The sequence below is a fragment of the Microbacterium sp. K2 genome, assembly GCF_051365005.1.
Lineage (GTDB): Bacteria > Actinomycetota > Actinomycetes > Actinomycetales > Microbacteriaceae > Microbacterium > Microbacterium foliorum_B.
The window spans coordinates 38060-57239 of record NZ_JBLWII010000001.1 but is presented as its reverse complement, the minus strand read 5'-3'; the positions used below and the strand labels follow the sequence as shown (position 1 = coordinate 57239).

The 19180-nt window shown below is 67.7% G+C and carries 16 protein-coding genes; 6 read left to right on the top strand and 10 right to left on the bottom strand.

What is annotated here, in order from left to right:
- Positions 1 to 90: 90 nt before the first annotated feature.
- A complete protein-coding gene (locus ACLKOY_RS00285; protein ID WP_140037449.1) occupies positions 91 to 462 on the bottom strand; it encodes a DUF3040 domain-containing protein in 372 nt (123 codons plus the stop codon).
- Positions 463 to 623: 161 nt separating this feature from the next.
- Here ACLKOY_RS00285 and ACLKOY_RS00280 point away from each other — a divergent pair, with 161 nt between their 5' ends.
- Entirely contained in the window at positions 624 to 1649 is a 1026-nt protein-coding gene (locus tag ACLKOY_RS00280; protein ID WP_436454071.1) for a polyprenyl synthetase family protein, read from the top strand.
- Between the two features lie 31 nt (positions 1650 to 1680).
- Here the strand turns inward: ACLKOY_RS00280 and ACLKOY_RS00275 are convergent, their stop codons facing one another.
- Positions 1681 to 2091: an Rv2175c family DNA-binding protein gene (locus ACLKOY_RS00275; protein WP_436451960.1), complete on the bottom strand. Its 411-nt coding sequence runs from the start codon at positions 2089 to 2091 to the stop codon at positions 1681 to 1683.
- A gap of 154 nt (positions 2092 to 2245) precedes the next feature.
- On the opposite strand from ACLKOY_RS00275, the gene ACLKOY_RS00270 reads away from it, so the two are divergent.
- Both ACLKOY_RS00270 and pknB read left to right on the top strand, forming a co-directional pair.
- Positions 2246 to 3433: a LysM peptidoglycan-binding domain-containing protein gene (locus tag ACLKOY_RS00270; RefSeq protein WP_436451959.1), complete on the top strand. Its 1188-nt coding sequence runs from the start codon at positions 2246 to 2248 to the stop codon at positions 3431 to 3433.
- Positions 3434 to 3512: 79 nt separating this feature from the next.
- A complete protein-coding gene (pknB, locus tag ACLKOY_RS00265; RefSeq protein ID WP_140037451.1) occupies positions 3513 to 5459 on the top strand; it encodes a Stk1 family PASTA domain-containing Ser/Thr kinase in 1947 nt (648 codons plus the stop codon).
- A gap of 114 nt (positions 5460 to 5573) precedes the next feature.
- Here pknB and ACLKOY_RS00260 read toward each other — a convergent pair whose 3' ends face one another.
- Positions 5574 to 6914, bottom strand: coding sequence for a class II 3-deoxy-7-phosphoheptulonate synthase (locus ACLKOY_RS00260; RefSeq protein ID WP_140037452.1), 1341 nt, complete (start codon positions 6912 to 6914; stop codon positions 5574 to 5576).
- 38 nt (positions 6915 to 6952) lie between these two features.
- A complete protein-coding gene (locus tag ACLKOY_RS00255) occupies positions 6953 to 7651 on the bottom strand; it encodes a lysophospholipid acyltransferase family protein (RefSeq protein ID WP_042538590.1) in 699 nt (232 codons plus the stop codon).
- Between the two features lie 151 nt (positions 7652 to 7802).
- On the opposite strand from ACLKOY_RS00255, the gene ACLKOY_RS00250 reads away from it, so the two are divergent.
- The gene (locus ACLKOY_RS00250; protein WP_436451958.1) at positions 7803 to 9635 is read left to right on the top strand and encodes an AMP-dependent synthetase/ligase; all 1833 of its coding nucleotides are present in this window, start codon (positions 7803 to 7805) and stop codon (positions 9633 to 9635) included.
- A 61-nt stretch (positions 9636 to 9696) separates the two neighbouring features.
- On the opposite strand, the gene def is transcribed toward ACLKOY_RS00250, so the two are convergent.
- The 3 genes from def to ACLKOY_RS00235 form a co-directional block, all read right to left on the bottom strand.
- Positions 9697 to 10188 (bottom strand): peptide deformylase, encoded by a 492-nt coding sequence (def, locus tag ACLKOY_RS00245; protein WP_140037454.1) that lies wholly within the window; start codon positions 10186 to 10188, stop codon positions 9697 to 9699.
- Entirely contained in the window at positions 10188 to 12143 is a 1956-nt protein-coding gene (locus tag ACLKOY_RS00240; protein ID WP_436451957.1) for a MinD/ParA family ATP-binding protein, read from the bottom strand. Before ACLKOY_RS00240 ends, def begins: the two co-directional genes overlap by 1 nt.
- 66 nt (positions 12144 to 12209) lie before the next feature.
- Positions 12210 to 15617, bottom strand: a complete 3408-nt coding sequence (locus ACLKOY_RS00235) for a pyruvate carboxylase (protein ID WP_436451956.1) — start codon at positions 15615 to 15617, stop codon at positions 12210 to 12212.
- Positions 15618 to 15711: 94 nt separating this feature from the next.
- Here ACLKOY_RS00235 and ACLKOY_RS00230 point away from each other — a divergent pair, with 94 nt between their 5' ends.
- The gene (locus ACLKOY_RS00230) at positions 15712 to 16524 is read left to right on the top strand and encodes a ParA family protein (protein ID WP_290161951.1); all 813 of its coding nucleotides are present in this window, start codon (positions 15712 to 15714) and stop codon (positions 16522 to 16524) included.
- Positions 16525 to 16605: 81 nt separating this feature from the next.
- On the opposite strand, the gene ACLKOY_RS00225 is transcribed toward ACLKOY_RS00230, so the two are convergent.
- From ACLKOY_RS00225 to ACLKOY_RS00215, 3 genes are all read right to left on the bottom strand, one after another.
- On the bottom strand, positions 16606 to 17151 hold the full coding sequence (locus ACLKOY_RS00225) for a MerR family transcriptional regulator (RefSeq protein WP_079113096.1): 546 nt from the start codon (positions 17149 to 17151) through the stop codon (positions 16606 to 16608).
- Positions 17152 to 17250: 99 nt separating this feature from the next.
- On the bottom strand, positions 17251 to 17937 hold the full coding sequence (ftsR, locus tag ACLKOY_RS00220) for a transcriptional regulator FtsR (RefSeq protein WP_042538473.1): 687 nt from the start codon (positions 17935 to 17937) through the stop codon (positions 17251 to 17253).
- Positions 17937 to 18422 carry an FHA domain-containing protein gene (locus tag ACLKOY_RS00215; RefSeq protein WP_140037456.1) on the bottom strand — a complete coding sequence of 162 codons (486 nt, stop codon included), beginning with the start codon at positions 18420 to 18422 and terminating at the stop codon, positions 17937 to 17939. The genes ftsR and ACLKOY_RS00215 overlap by 1 nt, the downstream gene beginning before the upstream one ends.
- Before the next feature lie 99 nt (positions 18423 to 18521).
- Here ACLKOY_RS00215 and ACLKOY_RS00210 point away from each other — a divergent pair, with 99 nt between their 5' ends.
- Positions 18522 to 19178 carry a copper resistance CopC family protein gene (locus ACLKOY_RS00210; RefSeq protein ID WP_436451955.1) on the top strand — a complete coding sequence of 219 codons (657 nt, stop codon included), beginning with the start codon at positions 18522 to 18524 and terminating at the stop codon, positions 19176 to 19178.
- Positions 19179 to 19180 lie beyond the last annotated feature (2 nt).

Below are 19180 nucleotides of genomic sequence, written 5' to 3'. Positions count from 1 at the left end.
GTCAGCGCGCAGCCGTGCGGCGGTTCAGGGTCCGAACACGACGAAGGCCCGGATGCTCAGAGCATCCGGGCCTTCGAAAAACAGTTGGGGTCAGTTGCCGTCTTGGCGGCGGTCCCATCGATCGTTCATGCGATCCATGAAGGATGCTGAACTCCGCTGCTTGGGTGCGCGCTCACGAGGAACGGCAGACAGGGGCTTGCGGACGGGGGTCACGGCGATCATGACGCCCCCGAGCATGGCGACGAATCCGATGACGCCGACCACGACGCCCCAGACGTCTCCGAGCACGACTCCGACGATCAGTCCGCCGACCCCGGCAAGGAGCAGAAGTGCTCCGTAGACGAGGTTGCGGTAGCTGAGAGCTCGATCGCCTGACGGCGCACTGACGACATCGGCGTCGTTGTGGAGGAGATGGCGTTCCATCTCATCGAGCAGACGCTGCTCCTGTTCGGAGAGTGGCATTTCGTCCCCCTCGGGTATTCGTTCGTCCATTCTACTCGCGGTATGCCGCTGCGGGCTAGCAGTAAGGGCCTCTGTTGGCTTTACGTATGCTGGGAGTCGTGCCGACCCCCTCCTTCGTCTCCGACGCCGTCGCCGCACGCCTGCGGCTGTTCCTCGACCGGATGCGAGGCGAGTCGATCGACTACGGCGCCGACGCCGCGGGCCTGATCGATTCGGCAGCCGACACGCTCGTGGGCGGCAAGCGACTGCGCGCCCGTTTCTGCCATGCGGGCTGGCAGGCCGTCGCACGCTTCCGTGATCGCGACGCAGAGGAGTCCGCGGCCCTCTGGGATGTCTGCGCCGCTCTGGAGATCTTCCAGTCCGCTGCGCTGGTGCACGACGACCTGATCGACAACTCCGACACCCGACGCGGCCGGCCGGCCGCTCACCGCGCGCTGGAGAGCGCGCATGTCGGAGCCGGTTGGCGCGGCGACCCGGCGGCGTTCGGCCGCTCGTCGGCGATCCTCCTCGGCGACCTGCTGGTGGCTTGGAGCGACGACCTGCTCGAGGACGCGATCGAACCGCTCCCGCATGCATCGGCGGTACGCCGTGAGTACGGCCGCATGCGCCGCGACGTCACCGTGGGCCAGTTCCTCGACATCGCCGAGGAATCCGCATGGAGCGTCCATGCCACCGACTCGCACGTCGAGCGTGCCCTCCGGGTGGTCTCGTTCAAGTCTGCGCGGTACAGCATCGAGCAGCCACTCGTACTCGGAGCGGCGATCGCAGATGCCGATGCCGACCAGCTCCTGGCCCTCCGCAGGTTCGGCCATCCGGTCGGGATGGCGTTCCAGCTACGCGATGACCTGCTCGGGGTCTACGGCGATGCCGCCGTCACGGGAAAGCCGGCAGGCGACGACCTGCGCGAGGGCAAGCGCACGGTGCTCGTCGCCCTCACGAGGCAGACGCTCGACACGTCCGCCCGCACTCTTTTCGATGAGATGCTGGGCGATCCCGATCTCACGAGCGAGCAGGTCGCGTTCCTGCAGGCGACCATCACGACCTCCGGCGCTCTCGAGAGCGTGGAGAGCATGATCGACGAGTACGCACGGGAAGCCGACCGAGCGCTCTCCGGAGCGCGACTCGACAACGCGGCCGTCGGCGGTCTGCGTGATCTCGCGCGCGCGGCGACCGTGCGATCGGCCTGAGACCGACGGTTCGCGGCAGCGACCGCTCGGTTCAGGCGAGGGTTCGGGCGACCCTGCGCACAGCGCTCTTGTGGCCGGCGAGAAGCGCGTCGATCGGCGAGCGACCCAGCTCTTCGTCGGGGGCGAGAAGCCAGTCGATGACCTCGTCGTCGGTGAAGCCCGCGTCCTGCAGGACGATGATGGTGCCGCGCAGCGAGGAGAGCGGGTGGTCATCGACGATGAACACCGACGGAACCGCGAACACGCCCGAACGACGCGACCCGATGAGGTAGTGCTCGTCGATCAGCCGACGCACGCGGCCCAGCGTCTCATCGAGGACGTCGACGAGATCGGGCATGGTCAGCCACTCGGTGGCGGTGACGCCGGGGGCGCTCACGGCGTCCTCGGACGCGACCTCGGACTGCGGGGTTTCGGAGGGATTGCTTTCAGACGACACAGACACGTTGCAACTATCTCACCTCTGGGAGCCGACCGCATTTCTGCCCCTGCCACGGCCCGGGGGATCACACGCGTATCACCGGCATCATCAGTCACTTCTGTTGACTTCCGTTTACATACGTGTCAGCGTGGGCGGACGTCGAACAAGGGAGACCACCTTGACAACGCATGCTGTCGCGCGACGAACGCGCTATATCCAGCTCGGAGTACCCGCCGCCGTGCTGGGCACACTGTCCGCTGGGATCGCCGCCACCCCCGCTGCCGCGGATGCCGTCTCATCGCCGATCGAGCGGCTCCAGTCGACCCCGACGCGCATCGCCCCCGCCGAAGCGCCTCCCGCCTCCTACACCGTGCAGCCGGGTGACACGATCTCATCGATCGCGAACCGCTTCGCGCTCCGGACGGTAGACGTGCTCACCTGGAACGGGCTCAGCTGGCGTTCGGTGATCTACCCGGGTCAGGCCCTCTCGCTGACAGCGGGCACCGCCCCCACGGCACCCGCGGCACCGGCCCCGACGGGCTCGGCCGCCACTCACACGGTCGCCGCGGGCGACACCGTCTTCAGCATCGCGCAGCGGCATGGCACGAGCGTCGACGCCGTGCTCGCCGCGAACGGCCTCAGCCGGGCATCCGTCATCTACCCCGGTCAGCAGCTCGCACTCACCGGATCTTCCGCTCCCCCACCCGCGGCGGCGGCCCCTGCGACCCCACCCGCTCCGGTGGCGGCCGGCGGCCAGACCCACGCCGTGGCCGCAGGCGACACCCTGTTCGCGATCGCGAAGAAGTACGGCACGACCGTGGCAGAGCTCTACGCGCTCAACGGACTGGCTTCGGGCGCGATCATCTACCCCGGTCAGAATCTGGTCGTCGCCGCAGCGCCGGTCGCTGCTCCGGCGCCCGCTGCGGTCACCACTGCTCCACCGGCCCAGCTGTTCGCGAACCTCGACGCCGAACAGGCCGGCAACGCCTCGATCATCATCCGCATCGGCCGCGATCTCGGCGTACCCGACCGCGCCATCGCGATCGCCCTCGCCACCGCGATGGTCGAATCCAGCATGCGCAATCTGTCGTGGGGCGACCGCGACTCGCTCGGGCTCTTCCAGCAGCGCCCGAGCATGGGCTGGGGATCCCCCGAGCAGGCCGTCGACCCCGACCGCAGCACCCGGGTGTTCTACGGCGGCTCCGCAGACCCGAACGGAGCAGCCTCGCGCGGACTTCTCGACATCCCCGGCTGGGAGAGCCTGCGATTCACGGATGCCGCGCAGGCAGTGCAGATCTCGGCATACCCCGAGCGATACGGCCAGTGGGAGACCCAGGCTCATCAGTGGCTCAGCCAGCACGGTTGATCGCCTTTCGGGCAAACCCGCAGGCGCAAGGGGCGAGCCGCTCCCCGGGCTTTCAGGCAGTTCTCCATAGAATCTTGACGTGACGACCAATCAGCAGGCCGACCCCCTCATCGGGCGGCTTGTCGACGGCCGGTACCGCGTACGGGCCCGGATCGCCCGCGGAGGCATGGCCACGGTGTACGTCGCGACGGATCTTCGACTCGAGCGACGCATCGCTCTGAAGGTCATGCACGCTCACCTCAGTGACGATTCCGCCTTCCAGAGCAAGTTCATCCAAGAGGCTCGCGCGGCGGCGCGGCTGGCCGACCCGCACGTCGTGAACGTGTTCGATCAGGGCCAGGACGGCGAGCTCGCCTACCTGGTGATGGAGTATCTCCCCGGCATCACGCTGCGCGAACTGCTTCGCGAGCAGAAGCGTCTCACGGTCCCGCAGACGATCACGATCATGGATGCCGTGCTCGCCGGGCTCTCGGCAGCGCACCGCGCCGGAATCGTGCACCGTGACGTGAAACCCGAGAACGTGCTGCTGGCCGAAGACGGTCGCATCAAGATCGGCGACTTCGGTCTCGCCCGAGCGACGACCGCGAACACGGCCACAGGCCAGCAACTGCTCGGCACCATCGCGTACCTCGCACCCGAGCTCGTCACACGAGGAACGGCCGATGCCAGGAGCGACATCTACGCGCTCGGCATCATGCTCTACGAGATGCTCGTCGGCGAACAGCCCTACAAAGGCGAGCAGCCCATGCAGATCGCCTTCCAGCACGCCACCGAGTCGGTGCCGCGTCCGAGCGTCCGCAACCCAGGCGTGCCGGAGCAGCTCGATGAGCTCGTGCTCTGGGCCACGGAGAAGTCACCCGACGAGCGCCCCGACGACGCCGGCCAGATGCTGGAGCGCCTGCGTGAGATCGAACGCGGTCTGGGCATCGCCCCCGCCGTCGCGGCCGCCACAGCCTCGCAACGCTCTCAGGCCGACTCCGCTGACCTCACCAAGGTCATGCCGAGCACGATGGTCATCGCCGACCCCACCGCCCCGGTGCAGGCCGCGGTCGACAACGCCACCCTCCTGCGGCGTCGTTCGTCGCGACGCCGCGCACGTGGTGCGTTCCTGCTGACGCTGGTGCTTCTCCTCGCCACGGTGGCGGGCGGTGTCGGGTGGTGGTTCGGATCCGGCCCAGGCTCCCTCGTCGCCGTCCCCGGAGTCGTCGGACTGTCGTACGACGATGCCGCCTCGGCGTTGACCGCCGAGGGGTTCGTCCCCGTGCGCGGCGAGGAGAGCTCCATCGACGTCCCCAGCGGGGAGACGATCCGGACGGATCCCGATGAGGGCGAACGACTCGACAAGGGCACCGAGGTCACGGTCTTCGTCTCCTCGGGCCCCGCATCGCACACGGCGGAGACCCTCAACGGCAAGACGGAGCAGGAGGCCCGCGACTACCTCGCGGACATCAAGGTCAACGTCACCGAGACTCCCCTGCTCCTCTTCTCCGATGCCGAAGCCGGGCGAGTGATCAATGCCTTCGTGACGCCCCGCGCCGGCGGCGAGGTGTATGCCTGCGCCGAGGGCTGCGAGCTCTTCGAGGACGACACCGTAGAGCTCTACGTCTCGGCCGGCGCGTTCCCCGATGTCGCGGGGATGAGCGTGGACCAGGCGACGAACACGCTCCGCGACAAAGGCGTCGAGGTCAACTCCGATTCGCAGTTCGTCTTCAGCGATTCCGTCGCGAAGGACATCGTCATCGGAGTCACCGACCGCGCCGAGGAGGGCAACCGGCGCCCCGGCGACACTGTCCAGCTGATCGTCTCGAAGGGGCCCGAGCTGTTCCCGGTGCCGGAGGTGGAGGGACTCAGCCGAGACGAGGCGGCCCAGACGATCCGCGATGCAGGTTTCGAACCGACCTGGAACGGCATCTGGAATGCGTTCCCCAACGATTTCACCGAGGTCACCGGCTCAGATCCTGGGGCAGGCTCTCAGCGCGCGAAGGGCACGGAGATCACGCTGCAGATTCGAAGCAGCGCGTTCTAGGGCGAAGCCGTCCAGGACCGACTGGTCCACTCTCCGTGCGCCTACGGCTGCGGCACGCAGAAAGACGGCCCTCCCCGCACGCGGGAAGGGCCGTCTTTCTCGGAGGTGCGGTGGTCAGCGCTTCTCGAGCTCTTCCGCGACGAGGAAGGCCAGTTCGAGCGACTGCATGTGGTTGAGGCGAGGGTCGCAGAGGCTCTCGTAGCGGGTGGCCAGGGCGGCCTCGTCGATGTGCTCGGATCCTCCGAGGCACTCGGTGACGTCGTCGCCGGTGAGCTCGACATGGATGCCGCCGGGGAAGGTTCCCACAGCGCGGTGCGCCTCGAAGAAGCCGCGCACCTCGTCGACGACGTCATCGAAGCGTCGCGTCTTGTACCCGGTGGGCGTCGTGATCCCGTTGCCGTGCATCGGGTCGGTGACCCACAGCGGCTGCGCGCCCGAATCACGCACGGCCTCGAGCAGCGGCGGCAGGGCGTCGCGGATCTTGCCAGCCCCCATGCGCGTGATGAACGTCAGACGCCCGGGCTCGCGGTTCGGGTCGAGCTTGTCGATCAGCGCGAGAGCGGTCTCGGGCGTCGTGGTCGGGCCGAGCTTGACGCCGATCGGGTTGCGGATCTTCGAGAAGTAGTCGACGTGCGCGCCGTCGAGCTCGCGCGTGCGCTCACCGATCCACAGGAAGTGCGCCGAGGTGTTGAACGGCGTGTCCGTGCGGGAGTCGATACGGGTCATCGGGCGCTCGTAGTCCATGAGCAGGCCCTCGTGGCCCGTGAAGAACTCGACGCGCGTGAGTTCGTCGAAGTCGGCGCCTGCCGCCTCCATGAACTTGATGGCCCGGTCGATCTCGGCTGCCATGCGCTCGTAGCGCTGGTTGGCCGGGTTCTGCGCGAAGCCCTTGTTCCACGAGTGCACCTCGCGCAGGTCGGCGAAGCCACCCTGTGTGAACGCGCGGATCAGGTTGAGTGTCGACGCAGCGGTGTGGTACCCCTGCAGCAGGCGACCCGGATCGGCTCGGCGGGAGGCCTCGGTGAAGTCGTAGCCGTTCACGATGTCGCCGCGGTACGCGGGAAGCGTGACGTCGCCACGGGTCTCGGTGTCGCTGGACCGCGGCTTGGCGAACTGACCCGCCATGCGCCCCATCTTGACGACCGGCATCGACGCCCCATACGTCAGCACGACCGCCATCTGCAGAACCGTCTTGATGCGGTTGCGGATCTGATCGGCGGTGGCGCCGGCGAAGGTCTCTGCGCAGTCGCCGCCCTGAAGCAGGAACGCCTTGCCCGACGCTGCGCGCGCGAGGCGATCGCGGAGGTTGTCGACCTCGCCGGCGAACACCAGGGGCGGAAGCGTCGAGATCTGCGCGGAGACCTCGGAGACGCGCTCGGCGTCGAGCCACTGAGGCTGCTGCTTGATCGGGAGCGAGCGCCACGCGTCAAGCGCGTCGATGTCGTGCTGGAGCATGATGTCCAGCCTAGTGCGCGCGGCGAAGTCGAGATGCCTCAGGAGCGCTGTGTGACGCGGGCCGGGAGCCTGTCCTTCACGCTCGATGCATACACGTCGTCGTACTGCTGCTCACCCAACCTCTGGAGGGCGACCATGATCTCGTCTGTGACGGACCGCAGGATGTAGCGGTCGTTCTCCATGCCCGCGTATCGGGAGAAGTCCAGTGGCTCGCCGATGACGATCCCGACCCTCACCACGCGAGGCAGACGCTGCCCGATCGGCATCGCCGTGTCGGTGTCGACCATGATCACGGGAACCACGGGGACCTTCGCCTCCATGGCCATGCGCGCGATGCCGGTGCGACCTCGGTAGAGCCTCCCGTCGGGGCTTCGCGTGCCCTCCGGGTAGATGCCGAGCAGGTCTCCGCGTCCGAGCACCTGCAGGCCGGTGTTCAGAGATGCCTCCGAGGCTTTGCCGCCCGAGCGATCGATCGGGATCTGCCCCGTCGCCTTCATGAAGAACTTCGTCGCCCAGCCCTTGAGTCCGCGTCCGGTGAAGTAGTCGCTCTTGGCGAGGAACGACATCGGGCGGTCGATCATCAGCGGGAGGAAGATCGAGTCGGCGAACGACAGGTGATTGCTGGCGAGGATCGCGGCACCGTTTGCGGGGATGTTCGCACGCCCGACCACCCAAGGTCGGAATATCGCTTTGACCACGGGACCGATCGCGACGTACTTCATCAGCCAGTAGAACATCGAGGTGAAGTCTAGCGCCGCGATCGGCATCCGCCAGCGAGTTGCACGGACGACACGCGATTGGCGACCGAGTCCCACCTGATGTGCGACTGAGTCCCATGCTCTAGACTCGTGTGCAACCCAGTGCCCGACCGGTACCGAAGGAGCTGCCGTGGTCCAGTTTGAAGTCCCTGCCGTCATCCCCGCCGACCCAGAAGCGAACGTCTCAGACCTGCTGGCACAGCGCGTCAAGGCGACGCCGGATCGTCCTCTGTTCTCGGTGCCCGAAGGCGACGGTTGGCGCGACATCACCGCTGCCGACTTCGAGACCGCCGTCATCGCCCTGGCCAAGGGGTTCGTCGCCGCCGGCATCCAGCCGGGCGAGAAGGTGGGTTTCCTCGCCCGCACCACGTACGACTGGACGCTCGTCGACTTCGCCCTGTTCTACGCGGGCGCCGTGATGGTGCCGATCTACGAGACCAGCTCGCCGTCGCAGATCCAGTGGATCCTCGAGGACTCGGGAGCCATCGCTCTCGTCGTCGAGTCCCCCGACCATTTCGCGCGTCTCGACGAGGTGCGCGGTGACCTCCCCCTGCTCCGCGAGGTCTGGCAGCTGCACCTCGGCGCGATCGACTCGCTGACCGCACAGGGCGCCTCGGTGCCGGATGCCGAGATCGAGCGCCTGCGCAGCATCGCCGTGGGCTCCGACATCGCGACGCTTATCTACACCTCCGGCTCGACGGGTCGCCCGAAGGGCTGCGTTCTCACGCACAGCAACTTCGTCGAGCTCTGCCGCAACTCCGCCAAGGCGCTGGACGCCGTCGTTCAGACGCCCGGCGCATCGACGTTGCTGTTCATCACCACCGCGCACGTGTTCGCCCGGTTCATCTCGATCCTGAACATCCACGCGGGTGTTCGCACCGGGCACCAGCCGGACACGCGACAGCTGCTCCCGGCGCTCGGTTCGTTCAAGCCGACGTTCCTGCTCGCGGTGCCGCGGGTGTTCGAGAAGGTGTACAACTCGGCGGAGCAGAAGGCCGAAGCAGGCGGCAAGGGCAAGATCTTCCGAGCTGCCGCCGACGTCGCGATCCAGCATTCGAAGCTCCTCGAAGAGGGCAAGAGCATCCCGTTCGGGACCAAGCTGAAGTTCGCGCTGTTCAACAAGCTCGTGTACAGCAAGCTGCGCGAAGCGATGGGTGGCAAGGTCGTCTACGCCGTGTCGGGTTCGGCTCCCCTCGGTGCACGACTCGGCCACTTCTTCCACAGTCTCGGCGTCGTGATCCTCGAGGGTTACGGTCTGACCGAGACGACCGCTCCCGCGACCGTGAACCTCGCAGACAAGTCGAAGATCGGCACCGTCGGCCCGGCACTCCCCGGTGTGGGCGTACGGCTCGCTGACGACGGCGAGATCGAGGTGCGAGGCATCAACGTGTTCAAGGAGTACTGGAACAACCCCGAGGCCACCGCCGACGCGTTCAGCGAGGGAGGTTGGTTCCGCACCGGCGACATCGGCAGCTTCGACTCCGAGGGCTTCCTCACGATCACCGGGCGTAAGAAGGAGATCATCGTGACGGCGGGCGGCAAGAACGTCGCGCCCGCCGCCCTCGAGGACCCGATCCGCGCGAACCCGATCATCGGACAGGTGGTGGTCGTCGGAGACCAGCGTCCGTTCATCTCGGCGCTCATCACGCTCGACCCCGAGATGCTGCCGACCTGGCTCGCCAACGCCGGACTCCCCAAGGAGATGTCGCTCGCCGAGGCGGCGAAGAACGACGCTGTCCGGGCCGAGATCCAGAAGGCGGTGGATGCCGCCAACGCCCGGGTGTCCCGCGCCGAGTCGATCCGCAAGTTCACCGTGCTCGACAGCGAGTGGACCGAGGCGTCGGGTCATCTCACGCCCAAGATGTCGATCAAGCGCAACGTGATCATGAGCGACTTCGCCGATGAGATCGCCGCCATCTACGACGAGCCCGTCACCACGACCAACGTCGCCCTCGGCGGCTGACAGCCGCGAGATATGAGAAAGGCCCCGCCTCGGCGGGGCCTTTCTCATATCCATCCGAGGTTCAGAACCAGGCGCTCTCTCTGACCTCGCGCATCGCACGCTTGCGCGTCTCGGCGTCGAGTCTCGTGAGGTAGAGCCTGCCGTCGAGGTGATCGGTCTCGTGCTGAAGCGCCTGCGCCATCAGCCCGCTTCCTTCCAGGACCACCGGCTGGCCGTCGAGGTCGATGCCCTCGACTCTGGCCCAGGGGTGGCGCAGTGCGTCGTGCCAGAGCCCGGGGACGGACAGACAGCCCTCCCCCGTCGGCACGGGGTCGCCCCGGACCTCGGTCAGAACAGGATTGAGCACATAGCCGATGTCGCCGTCGATGTTGTAGCTGAAGGCGCGGAGCGCGACACCGATCTGCGGGGCGGCGACGCCGGCGCGCCCCGGCAGCTCGACGGTGTCGATCAGGTCGGCCACGAGCGCACGAACACCGTCGTCGACAGTGTCGATCGGCGCGCAGACGGAGCGAAGCACGGGGTCTCCGAAGACCCGGATCTCACGCACCGCCATCAGTCGACCTTCGCTCGCAGTCCCTCGACGAGCAGCGCAGCGAGCTCGCGCGCCGCCACTCGGGTCTCGGGCTGCAGGTTGGCGAAGACGATGGTCCCGCCCCCGGCGATCTGGGCGTCATACGGCATCCGCACGACGCGCTTCGCCCTCGTGCGGAAGTGGGCCTCGAGTTCGTTGAGACGCACGAGCGGGGCACCGGGAGTCGACTGGTTCAGCACCACGACGGCCTCACGCGCTTGCTCGGCGTATCCGTTGCTCTCGAGCCAGGTCAGAGTCTCCGACGCCAGGCGCGCCTCATCGACGCTCAGCCCCGAGACGATCACGATCTGATCGGCGAGGTCGAGCGTGGCCGACATCACCGAATGGACGATGCCGGTGCCGGTGTCTGTGAGCACGAGCGAGTAGTAGTGCGCGGCGACGCCGGCCACGTCCCGGTAGTCGCTGTCGCTGAAGGCCTCTGCGATCCGCGGGTCGGAATCCGAGGCGAGCACGTCGAGGCGCGTGGCGTCTCGTGCGACGATCGCGGAGATGTCGTGATATCCCCTGACCTCGTCATGGATCCGGACGAGATCGCGCACCGACTTGTTGTGGTTCGGGCGGACCACGCGCTCGGCGAGGGTGCCGCGATCGGGGTTGGCGTCGACCGCGATCACGCGATCGTCGCGGGCATCGGCGAGGGCCATACCCAGCAGAGCGGTGATCGTCGTCTTGCCGACTCCGCCCTTGCGAGACAGCACCGGAACGAATCGTGCGCCGCCGACGATCGGCGCGGCGATCCTGGCACTCAGCGCCTTGCGCTCGCGCGCTCGCCGTCCGTCTCCGATGTTGATGCGGCGTCCGGAGATCGCGTAGAGGAAGTGACTCCAGGCGCCCTCGGGCTCGGGCTTGGTGATGCGGTGCGGATCGAGCAGACGGTCTGCGGTGAGCAGATCTGCGCTCTCGCGAGACGAGTCGCCGAGATCGTCCAGACGCTTGGCGGAGAGCTGCACGTCTGCGCGAGCCGATCGGGTCGTCGGCGTGGCGGCCCGCTGGGGCTTGTCAGCGTTCATGACCGAACTCTCCTTCTTGGCGAGGGATGCTGCCGCCGACGATCTCCGTGAGCTGGGGGCGGCGTCGATGTCTGCTTTCGCCCTGGCGATGAACGCTGCCGCGGCGGCGGCTTCCGCTGCTGCGACGGCATCTTCCGCTGCTGCGACGGGGTCGGTGGGCGCATGGTGCAACATAGCCGAGGCAGCCGTGTCGGCGGTTGTCACGGGTGCAGTCCGGGGTGCGCGTTCGCGCATGCGTGCGGGCTCGGACTCAAGCTCCGGCTCGGGTTCGGGCTCCAGCTCCAGTTCCGGCTCGGGCTCCGGCTCCGGCTCGGGCTCCGACTCCGGCTCGGGCTCCAGTTCGGGTTCGGGCTCCAGTTCCGGCTCGGTCTCGGACTCGGGTGCGAGTTCCGGCTCCGGCTCCGGCTCGAGTTCCGCCTCGGGCTCGGGCTCGGGCACGGGCTCCAGCTCCAGCTTCGGCTCCGCCTCGGGCTCGGGCTCGGGCTCGGGCTCAGGCTCGGGCTCGGGCTCGGGCTCGGGCTCGGGCTCGGGCTCGGAAAAGGCTTCCACCTCGGGCTCCGGGACCACCTCGCGCTCCGGCTTCTCGATCGCCCCGGCCCGCTCGTCATCCGCAGCAGGCTCCGGTGGCAGCTCGATGATCATCGGGGCCGCGCCGAGCGGTGCGGGTGCGATCTCTGCAGCGGCCTTCGCCGCGGCGACCGGCTCATCGATGATCAGATCGGCGACGACCTCGCCCTCGACGACGCCGTGGTCCTCCAGGTCGGCGTCATCGTCCTTCGGGAGCACGACGCTCACCTGTGCCGTGTTGCCGAGTATGCCGATGGCCGAGGTGTCCAACGACGTAGCGTCGTCGAGCACCCCTCTGGACTCGTCGTCCGGGGTGTCTGCCACGTTCTTCGGGGTCACTGTGTCACTCCAAGCTTGTGCGGGCCTCGGGTGCGTTGCGTCGAACGCGGCCTCGCCCGCACAAGATTAGTGCGCGGGGCGGATGACGACCAAAAGATCCCCGGCCTCGACCTGCTGCGTCGCGCCGATCGCGAGGCGTTCCACGACGCCGTCGACGGGCGCGGTGATGGCCGCCTCCATCTTCATCGCCTCGATGGATGCGACCGGCTCACCGGCGCGCACCGAGTCGCCGACGTCTGCTTTCAGGGTCACGACGCCGGAGAACGGCGCGGCCACCTGACCTGGCACCGAGGTGTCGGCCTTCTCGATCTCGTGGACGTCGACCGCCACCGATCTGTCGCGCACGAACACCGGCCGCAGCTGACCGTTGAGGGTCGTCATGACGGTGCGCATGCCCTTGTCGTCCGCGTCGCCGATCGCTTCGAGACCCACGTAGAGCTGGACGCCGCGGTCGATCTCGACGACGTGCTCCTGGCCTTGCACGAGACCATAGAGGTAGTCGGCGGTGTCGAGCACCGAGAGATCGCCGAACAGTTCGCGATTTTCGGTGAACTCGCGCATGGGAGCAGGGAACAGCAGCGTGTTGAGCCGCGCACGACGGGTCGCGCTGTCACCCGCCAGCGCTGCTTCGTCGTCGTCGGAGATCTCGGTCATGCCGATGCGCACCGAACGCCCCGCCAGCACCTTCGTGCGGAAAGGTTCGGGCCATCCACCCGGGAGGTCGCCGAGTTCGCCGGCCATGAAACCGACGACCGAGTCGGGCACGTCGTACTTCTCGGGGTTCGCCTCGAAATCAGCGGGATCCGCCTTGACCGCGGCCAGGTGCAGGGCGAGGTCGCCGACCACCTTCGACGACGGAGTCACCTTGGGAACGCGTCCCAGGATTCGATCTGCCGCGGCGTACATGTCCTCGATCAGCTCGAAGTCGTCTGCGAGACCGAGCGCCTTCGCCTGCTGACGGAGGTTCGACAGCTGCCCGCCCGGGATCTCGTGGTGGTACACCCGCCCGGTGGGGCCGGGGAGTCCGGACTCGAACGGGGCATACATCCGACGGACCGCCTCCCAGTACGGCTCGAGGTCCGAGACGCTGTCGAGGGAGATGCCGCTGTCACGATCCGTATGCGCGAGCGCCGCGACGAGCGAAGAGATAGAAGGCTGGCTGGTGGTGCCTGAGAGCGGAGCGGATGCCGCATCCACCGCATCCACTCCTGCGGCGCTCGCAGCGAGCAGTGTGGCGAGCTGACCGCCGGGGGTGTCGTGCGTGTGCAGGTGCACGGGCAGGTCGAAGCGCTCGCGCAGTGCGGCGACGAGCTTCGCCGCCGCCGCGGGGCGCAGAAGCCCCGCCATGTCCTTGATCGCGATGATGTGCGCTCCGGCATCGACGATCTGATCCGCTAGCTTCAGGTAGTAGTCGAGCGTGTAGAGATCCTCGGCCGGGTTCAGAAGGTCACCGGTGTAGCAGAGCGCCACCTCGGCGACCGCCATGCCCGTGCTGCGAACAGCCTCGATCGCCGGACGCATCTGCTCGACGTCGTTGAGCGCATCGAAGATCCTGAAGATGTCGACCCCGCTCGCCGCAGCCTCCTGAACGAAGGCCTCGGTCACGGCGGTCGGGTAGGGGGTGTAGCCCACGGTGTTGCGTCCACGCAGGAGCATCTGGATGGCGACATTCGGAAGCGCGGCCCGCAGCTTGTCGAGACGCTCCCAGGGGTCTTCCCCGAGGAAGCGCAGTGCGACATCGTAGGTCGCCCCTCCCCAGGCCTCCACCGAGAGCAGCTCCGGTGTCAGCCGGGCGATGTGCGGTGCGGCTGCGACGAGGTCCTTCGTGCGCACGCGTGTCGCGAGCAGGGACTGGTGTGCGTCGCGGAAGGTCGTGTCGGTGATCGCGAGAGCACTCTGCGCGCGCAGGCTCCGGGCGAAGCCCTCCGGGCCCAGCTCGAGCAGACGCTGTCGCGAACCGGCGATCGGGGTCGAGGCGAGGTCGACGGCGGGGAGCTTGGCAGCCGGGTCCAGCGAACCGGGGTGCACCCCGTGGGGCTTGTTGACCGTGACGTCGACCAGCCAGTTGAGGATTCGGGTGCCGCGGTCCTTCGACTCGCGACCACGGAGGAGATCCGGGCGCTCGTCGATGAAGGACGTGCTCACGTCACCGGCGATGAACGCGTCGTCGTCCAGCAGCGCCTGCAGGAACGGGATGTTGGTCGAGACGCCGCGAATGCGGAACTCGGCCAGCGCCCGCCGAGCGCGTGCCACGGCCGCCGGGTAGTCGCGCCCACGGCAGGTCAGCTTGGCGAGCATCGAGTCGAAGTGCGGACTGATCTGCGCGCCCTGATGCACGGTTCCGCCGTCGAGACGGATGCCCGCGCCACCCGGCGAGCGGTAGGTGGTGATCTTGCCCGTGTCGGGCCGGAATCCCTGAGTCGGGTCCTCCGTGGTGATCCGGCACTGCAGTGCGGCTCCACGCACCTGCAGTCGGTGCTGCTCCAATCCCAGTTCCGCGAGGGTCTGACCCGCGGCGATGCGCATCTGACTCTGCACGAGATCGACGTCGGTCACCTCTTCGGTGACGGTGTGCTCGACCTGGATGCGCGGATTCATCTCGATGAAGACGACCTCGCCGGTGCGCTCCCCCGCGGTCTCGAGCAGGAACTCGACCGTTCCCGCATTCTCGTATCCGATGGATCGCGCGAAAGCGACCGCGTATCCGTGCAGTGCGGTGCGGATGCTGTCGTCGAGATTCGGCGCCGGTGCGATCTCGACGACCTTCTGGTGTCGACGCTGCACCGAGCAGTCGCGTTCGAACAGGTGGACGGTCTCGCCGGTCTTGTCCGCGAGGATCTGCACCTCGATGTGCCGGGGACGAAGGACGGCCTGCTCGAGGAACATCCGCGGGTCGCCGAAGGCGCTCTCCGCCTCGCGCATCGCCTCTGCCAGTGCCGGCGCGAGCTCCGCCGCCGACTCGACCCGGCGCATGCCACGACCGCCACCGCCGGCCACGGCCTTGGCGAACAGCGGGAAGCCGATCTCCGATGCCTGGGCCACGAGCGCGTCGACATCATCGGATGCCTCGGTCGAACGGAGCACGGGAACCCCGGCCTCGATGGCGTGGCGCTTGGCCTCGACCTTGTTCCCCGCCATCTCGAGCACCTTCGAGGGAGGCCCGATGAAGACGATGCCGTTCGACGCAGCCTTCTCGGCGAGCTCGGGATTCTCCGACAGGAAGCCGTAGCCGGGGTAGATCGCGTCCGCTCCCGCATCCTTCGCGACACGGATGATCTCGTCGACGTCCAGGTAGGCGCGGACCGGATGCCCCCGCTCGCCGATCTCGTAGGCCTCATCGGCCTTGAGCCGGTGGACCGAGCCGCGGTCCTCATGCGGGAAGACGGCGACCGTTCTCGCCCCGACTTCGAATGCCGCACGGAAGGCGCGGATCGCGATCTCGCCGCGGTTCGCCACAAGGATCTTTTGGAACATGCACACCTCTGGAAGCTCGATGCGCACTTCTGATCGGCGCGCATGGGGCGGGGCTGAGTGTGCACCCAGCCTAGGGGAAGGTAACGTGGTGTTCGTGCACGTACTCAGCGTCAGCTCTCTCAAGGGAGGCGTCGGCAAGACGACAGTGACCCTCGGCCTGGCCTCAGCGGCCTTCGCCCGTGGTGTCCGAACGCTCGTCGTCGACCTCGACCCTCAGTCCGATGTGTCCACCGGGATGGACATCCAGGTGGCCGGTCGGCTCAACATCGCCGATGTCCTGGCCAACCCGAAGGAGAAGGTCGTCCGCCAGGCGATCACCTCCAGCGGCTGGGCGAAGGTGCACCCCGGAACCATCGACGTGCTGATCGGCAGCCCGTCTGCGATCAACTTCGACGGCCCGCACCCCAGCGTGCGCGACGTATGGAAGCTCGAAGAGGCCCTGGCCTCCGTCGAAGCCGACTACGACCTGGTCCTCGTCGACTGCGCCCCGTCGCTGAACGCCCTCACTCGCACCGCCTGGGCGGCGAGTGACCGCGTGATGGTCGTCACCGAACCCGGTCTCTTCTCCGTCGCCGCCGCCGACCGCGCGCTGCGCGCGATCGAGGAGATCCGTCGAGGCCTCTCCCCCCGTCTTCAGCCGCTGGGCATCGTCGTCAACCGCGTGCGCCCCCAGTCGATCGAGCACCAGTTCCGCATCAAAGAACTGCGCGACATGTTCGGCCCCCTCGTGCTCTCCCCTCAGCTCCCCGAGCGCACGTCGCTGCAGCAGGCTCAGGGTGCTGCGAAGCCGCTGCACATCTGGCCAGGCGACTCCGCTCAGGAACTCGCGTCGGACTTCGACCAGCTGCTCGATCGGATCATCCGCACCGGGCGCATCCAGGTCGCGGATTCCGGACCCCAGGCCTGACTCGCCCCAGACAGCAGAACGGCCATCCTCTCGCGAGGGTGGCCGCTTCTTCGTGTGTGGGCGGCTCTGAGCCGCGGATGCTCAGGCGGAGCGCTTGGTGCGACGTGCCGACAGCTCGTCGACCGGGTCGGGTGATGTCGCGTCGAACTCGACGAGGGTCGATTCGACCTCGCGCAGCACCTTGCCCACGGCGATGCCGAAAACGCCCTGACCACGGCTGACCAGGTCGATGACCTCGTCGTTCGACGTGCACAGGTAGACGGACGCGCCGTCGCTCATCAGGGTCGTTCCCGCGAGATCACGGATGCCGGCGCGGCGGAGCTCTTCGACCGCCGTGCGGATCTGCTGCAGAGAGATCCCGGTGTCGAGCAGGCTCTTCACGAGCTTGAGCACCAGGATGTCGCGGAAGCCGTAGAGGCGCTGCGAGCCGGAGCCGCTGGCACCTCGCACCGTGGGCTCCACGAGCTCGGTGCGTGCCCAGTAGTCCAGCTGACGGTAGGTGATGCCCGCTGCACGCGCCGCCACCGCACCGCGGTAGCCGACCTCATCGTCCATGGCCGGCAGGCCGTCGGTGAAGAGGAGTTCTGGCACGAACCGCGGGTCGCCTGCACGCTCGTCCGCATTCATTTGAAATCCTCCCTGGAGCTGTTACCTCCACGCTAGAGCAGCCCTCCGGCACCGGCAATGACATCCGTGGGACGCCGAAGGTGTGTCGCAATCAGTTCGTTACGAAAGCAACCTGGTGAGTGCGTCCTTGACGAAGAGCGAGCGCACTTCGTCGATCTTCGCGGCGAGGTTGGGCGCCATGTCACTCGCCTTCGCACGCGACGCGGCGTCTGTGCGACGGAGCAGCGACGACATCGCAGACTCGATCAGCGCGACCTCGCGCTCAGCGCCCTGCCTCAGCGATCGCAGGTGGCGTGGTTCGATGCCGTGACGGTCGAGCGCGACCAGGCCGCGCAGCAGGGTGACGGTGGACTCGGGGTAGCTCTCCTGGGCGACGATGACACCGGTGCTGATCGCATCGTTGAGAAGCTGCGGGCCGGCCCCGGCTGCCGACAGCAGCTCACTGCGGCGGTAGCGGCGAGGCGTCGGAGTGATCGATGGCGGCGGCGCGAGCGCGGCCGAGTCGCCGTTCGCCTCAGCGTCGTCGAGTTGCTCTCGGATGATGCTGAGAGGGAGGTAGTGGTCGCGCTGCAGTGTGAGACCGAGGCGCAGTCGCTCGATGTCAGCCTGCGAGAACTTGCGATAGCCCGACTCCGTGCGCGACGGGCTGACGATCCCCTGCACCTCCAGGAAGCGGAGCTTGCTGGAGGTGAGCTCCGGAAATTCCGGCGTGAGCCGAGCGAGCACCTGACCGATGCTCAGAAGGCCCGCGGACGCCGAGCGTTCGCGGGCGGGAGAAGCCGCCATCAGTCGATCGCCGCGACGCGATCGACGGGAGAGACGAAGAAGTTCAACCGGAACTTGCCGACGCGAAGCTCGGTGCCGTCGACCAGCGCGCTGCGGTCGACCCGCTCGCCGTTGACGTACGTGCCGTTGAGCGAGCGCTGGTCGATGATCTCGAACGTCGAGCCGTTGCGAGTCACCTCTGCATGGCGGCGCGAGACGGTCACGTCGTCGAAGAAGATGTCGGCTTCGGGGTGGCGACCCACGGTCGTCACATCGGTGTCGAGCAGGTAACGGGCCCCCGCAAGAGCTCCGGAGCGCACCAGAAGCAGTGCGGAACCGGAGGGAAGGGCCGCGATGGCGCCCTGCTCCACGTCGGTGAGCTCCACGCCGAAAGGCACGAAGGAGAGGTCCGAGTCGTGCCCGAACGTCTGCGTCACGTCGTGCCTCTGCTCGCCGGGACGGTGGATCGCGGCGTCTCCGCCCGATCGATTCTGGCTGTCTGTCACTATGCCCTCCTAAGCGTCCAGACTAACTGATCCGACGTCGCTCGCGGGAGCTCGCTTCACACTCAGGCATCGCATACCGACACTTCATAGGCTGAGGATGTGAAAACCACAGCCCGTCGCCTCCCTGCGGCTCCGGTCGCACTCGCCGCCGCCCTTCTGACCGCGTTCCTGGTGCTGTTCGCACCTCTCTCCGCCTCAGCCCACGACAGTATGCTCGCGTCCTCACCCGAGGCCGACAGCACGGTCGACACTCTCCCGGCCGAGCTGACGCTCACCTTCAGCGCGAAGCTCATCGATGAGACCGGCGCGACCGAGGTCGTCGTGACGGATCCCTCCGGCGACTCGGTCGCCGAGGGCGCCGCCACCGTCGAGGGCGCGATCGTCACGCAGCAGCTCTCCACGGAGGCCCCCGCCGGCGCCTATCACGTGATCTGGAAGGTCGTCTCGAGCGACGGCCACCCGACCTCGGGAGAGTTCGACTTCACGGTCGCGAACAGCACCGACGCCGCTCCGACAGCTGAGCCGAGCGCCGAACCCACCGACACCGCCACGGCCGCTCCCGCTCCGACCACGACCGCAGGCCCCGGCACCGACGCCACGCCTGCGCCCGAGAGCGACGATTCACCCGCCTCCACGACTCTGATCTGGGTGCTCGCGATCGCCGGAGTTCTGATCGGCGGCATCGTCGTCTGGCTCGTGGTCCGCGGTCGCCGCGGCCCGGCTTCCACCGATTCCGACGTCCCATCAGAGCGATAGGC

Excerpts from the sequence above, each read along its gene's own strand:
- ACLKOY_RS00280 (WP_436454071.1), top strand. The coding sequence starts at position 624 with ATGCGAGGCGAGTCGATCGACTACGGCGCCGACGCCGCGGGCCTGATC.
- ACLKOY_RS00260 (WP_140037452.1), bottom strand. The coding sequence starts at position 6,914 with ATGCTCCAGCACGACATCGACGCGCTTGACGCGTGGCGCTCGCTCCCG.
- ACLKOY_RS00225 (WP_079113096.1), bottom strand. The coding sequence starts at position 17,151 with ATGAATGCGGACGAGCGTGCAGGCGACCCGCGGTTCGTGCCAGAACTC.
- ftsR (WP_042538473.1), bottom strand. The coding sequence starts at position 17,937 with ATGGCGGCTTCTCCCGCCCGCGAACGCTCGGCGTCCGCGGGCCTTCTG.
- ACLKOY_RS00255 (WP_042538590.1), bottom strand. The coding sequence starts at position 7,651 with ATGTTCTACTGGCTGATGAAGTACGTCGCGATCGGTCCCGTGGTCAAA.
- ACLKOY_RS00285 (WP_140037449.1), bottom strand. The coding sequence starts at position 462 with ATGCCACTCTCCGAACAGGAGCAGCGTCTGCTCGATGAGATGGAACGC.
- ACLKOY_RS00235 (WP_436451956.1), bottom strand. The coding sequence starts at position 15,617 with ATGTTCCAAAAGATCCTTGTGGCGAACCGCGGCGAGATCGCGATCCGC.
- def (WP_140037454.1), bottom strand. The coding sequence starts at position 10,188 with ATGGCGGTGCGTGAGATCCGGGTCTTCGGAGACCCCGTGCTTCGCTCC.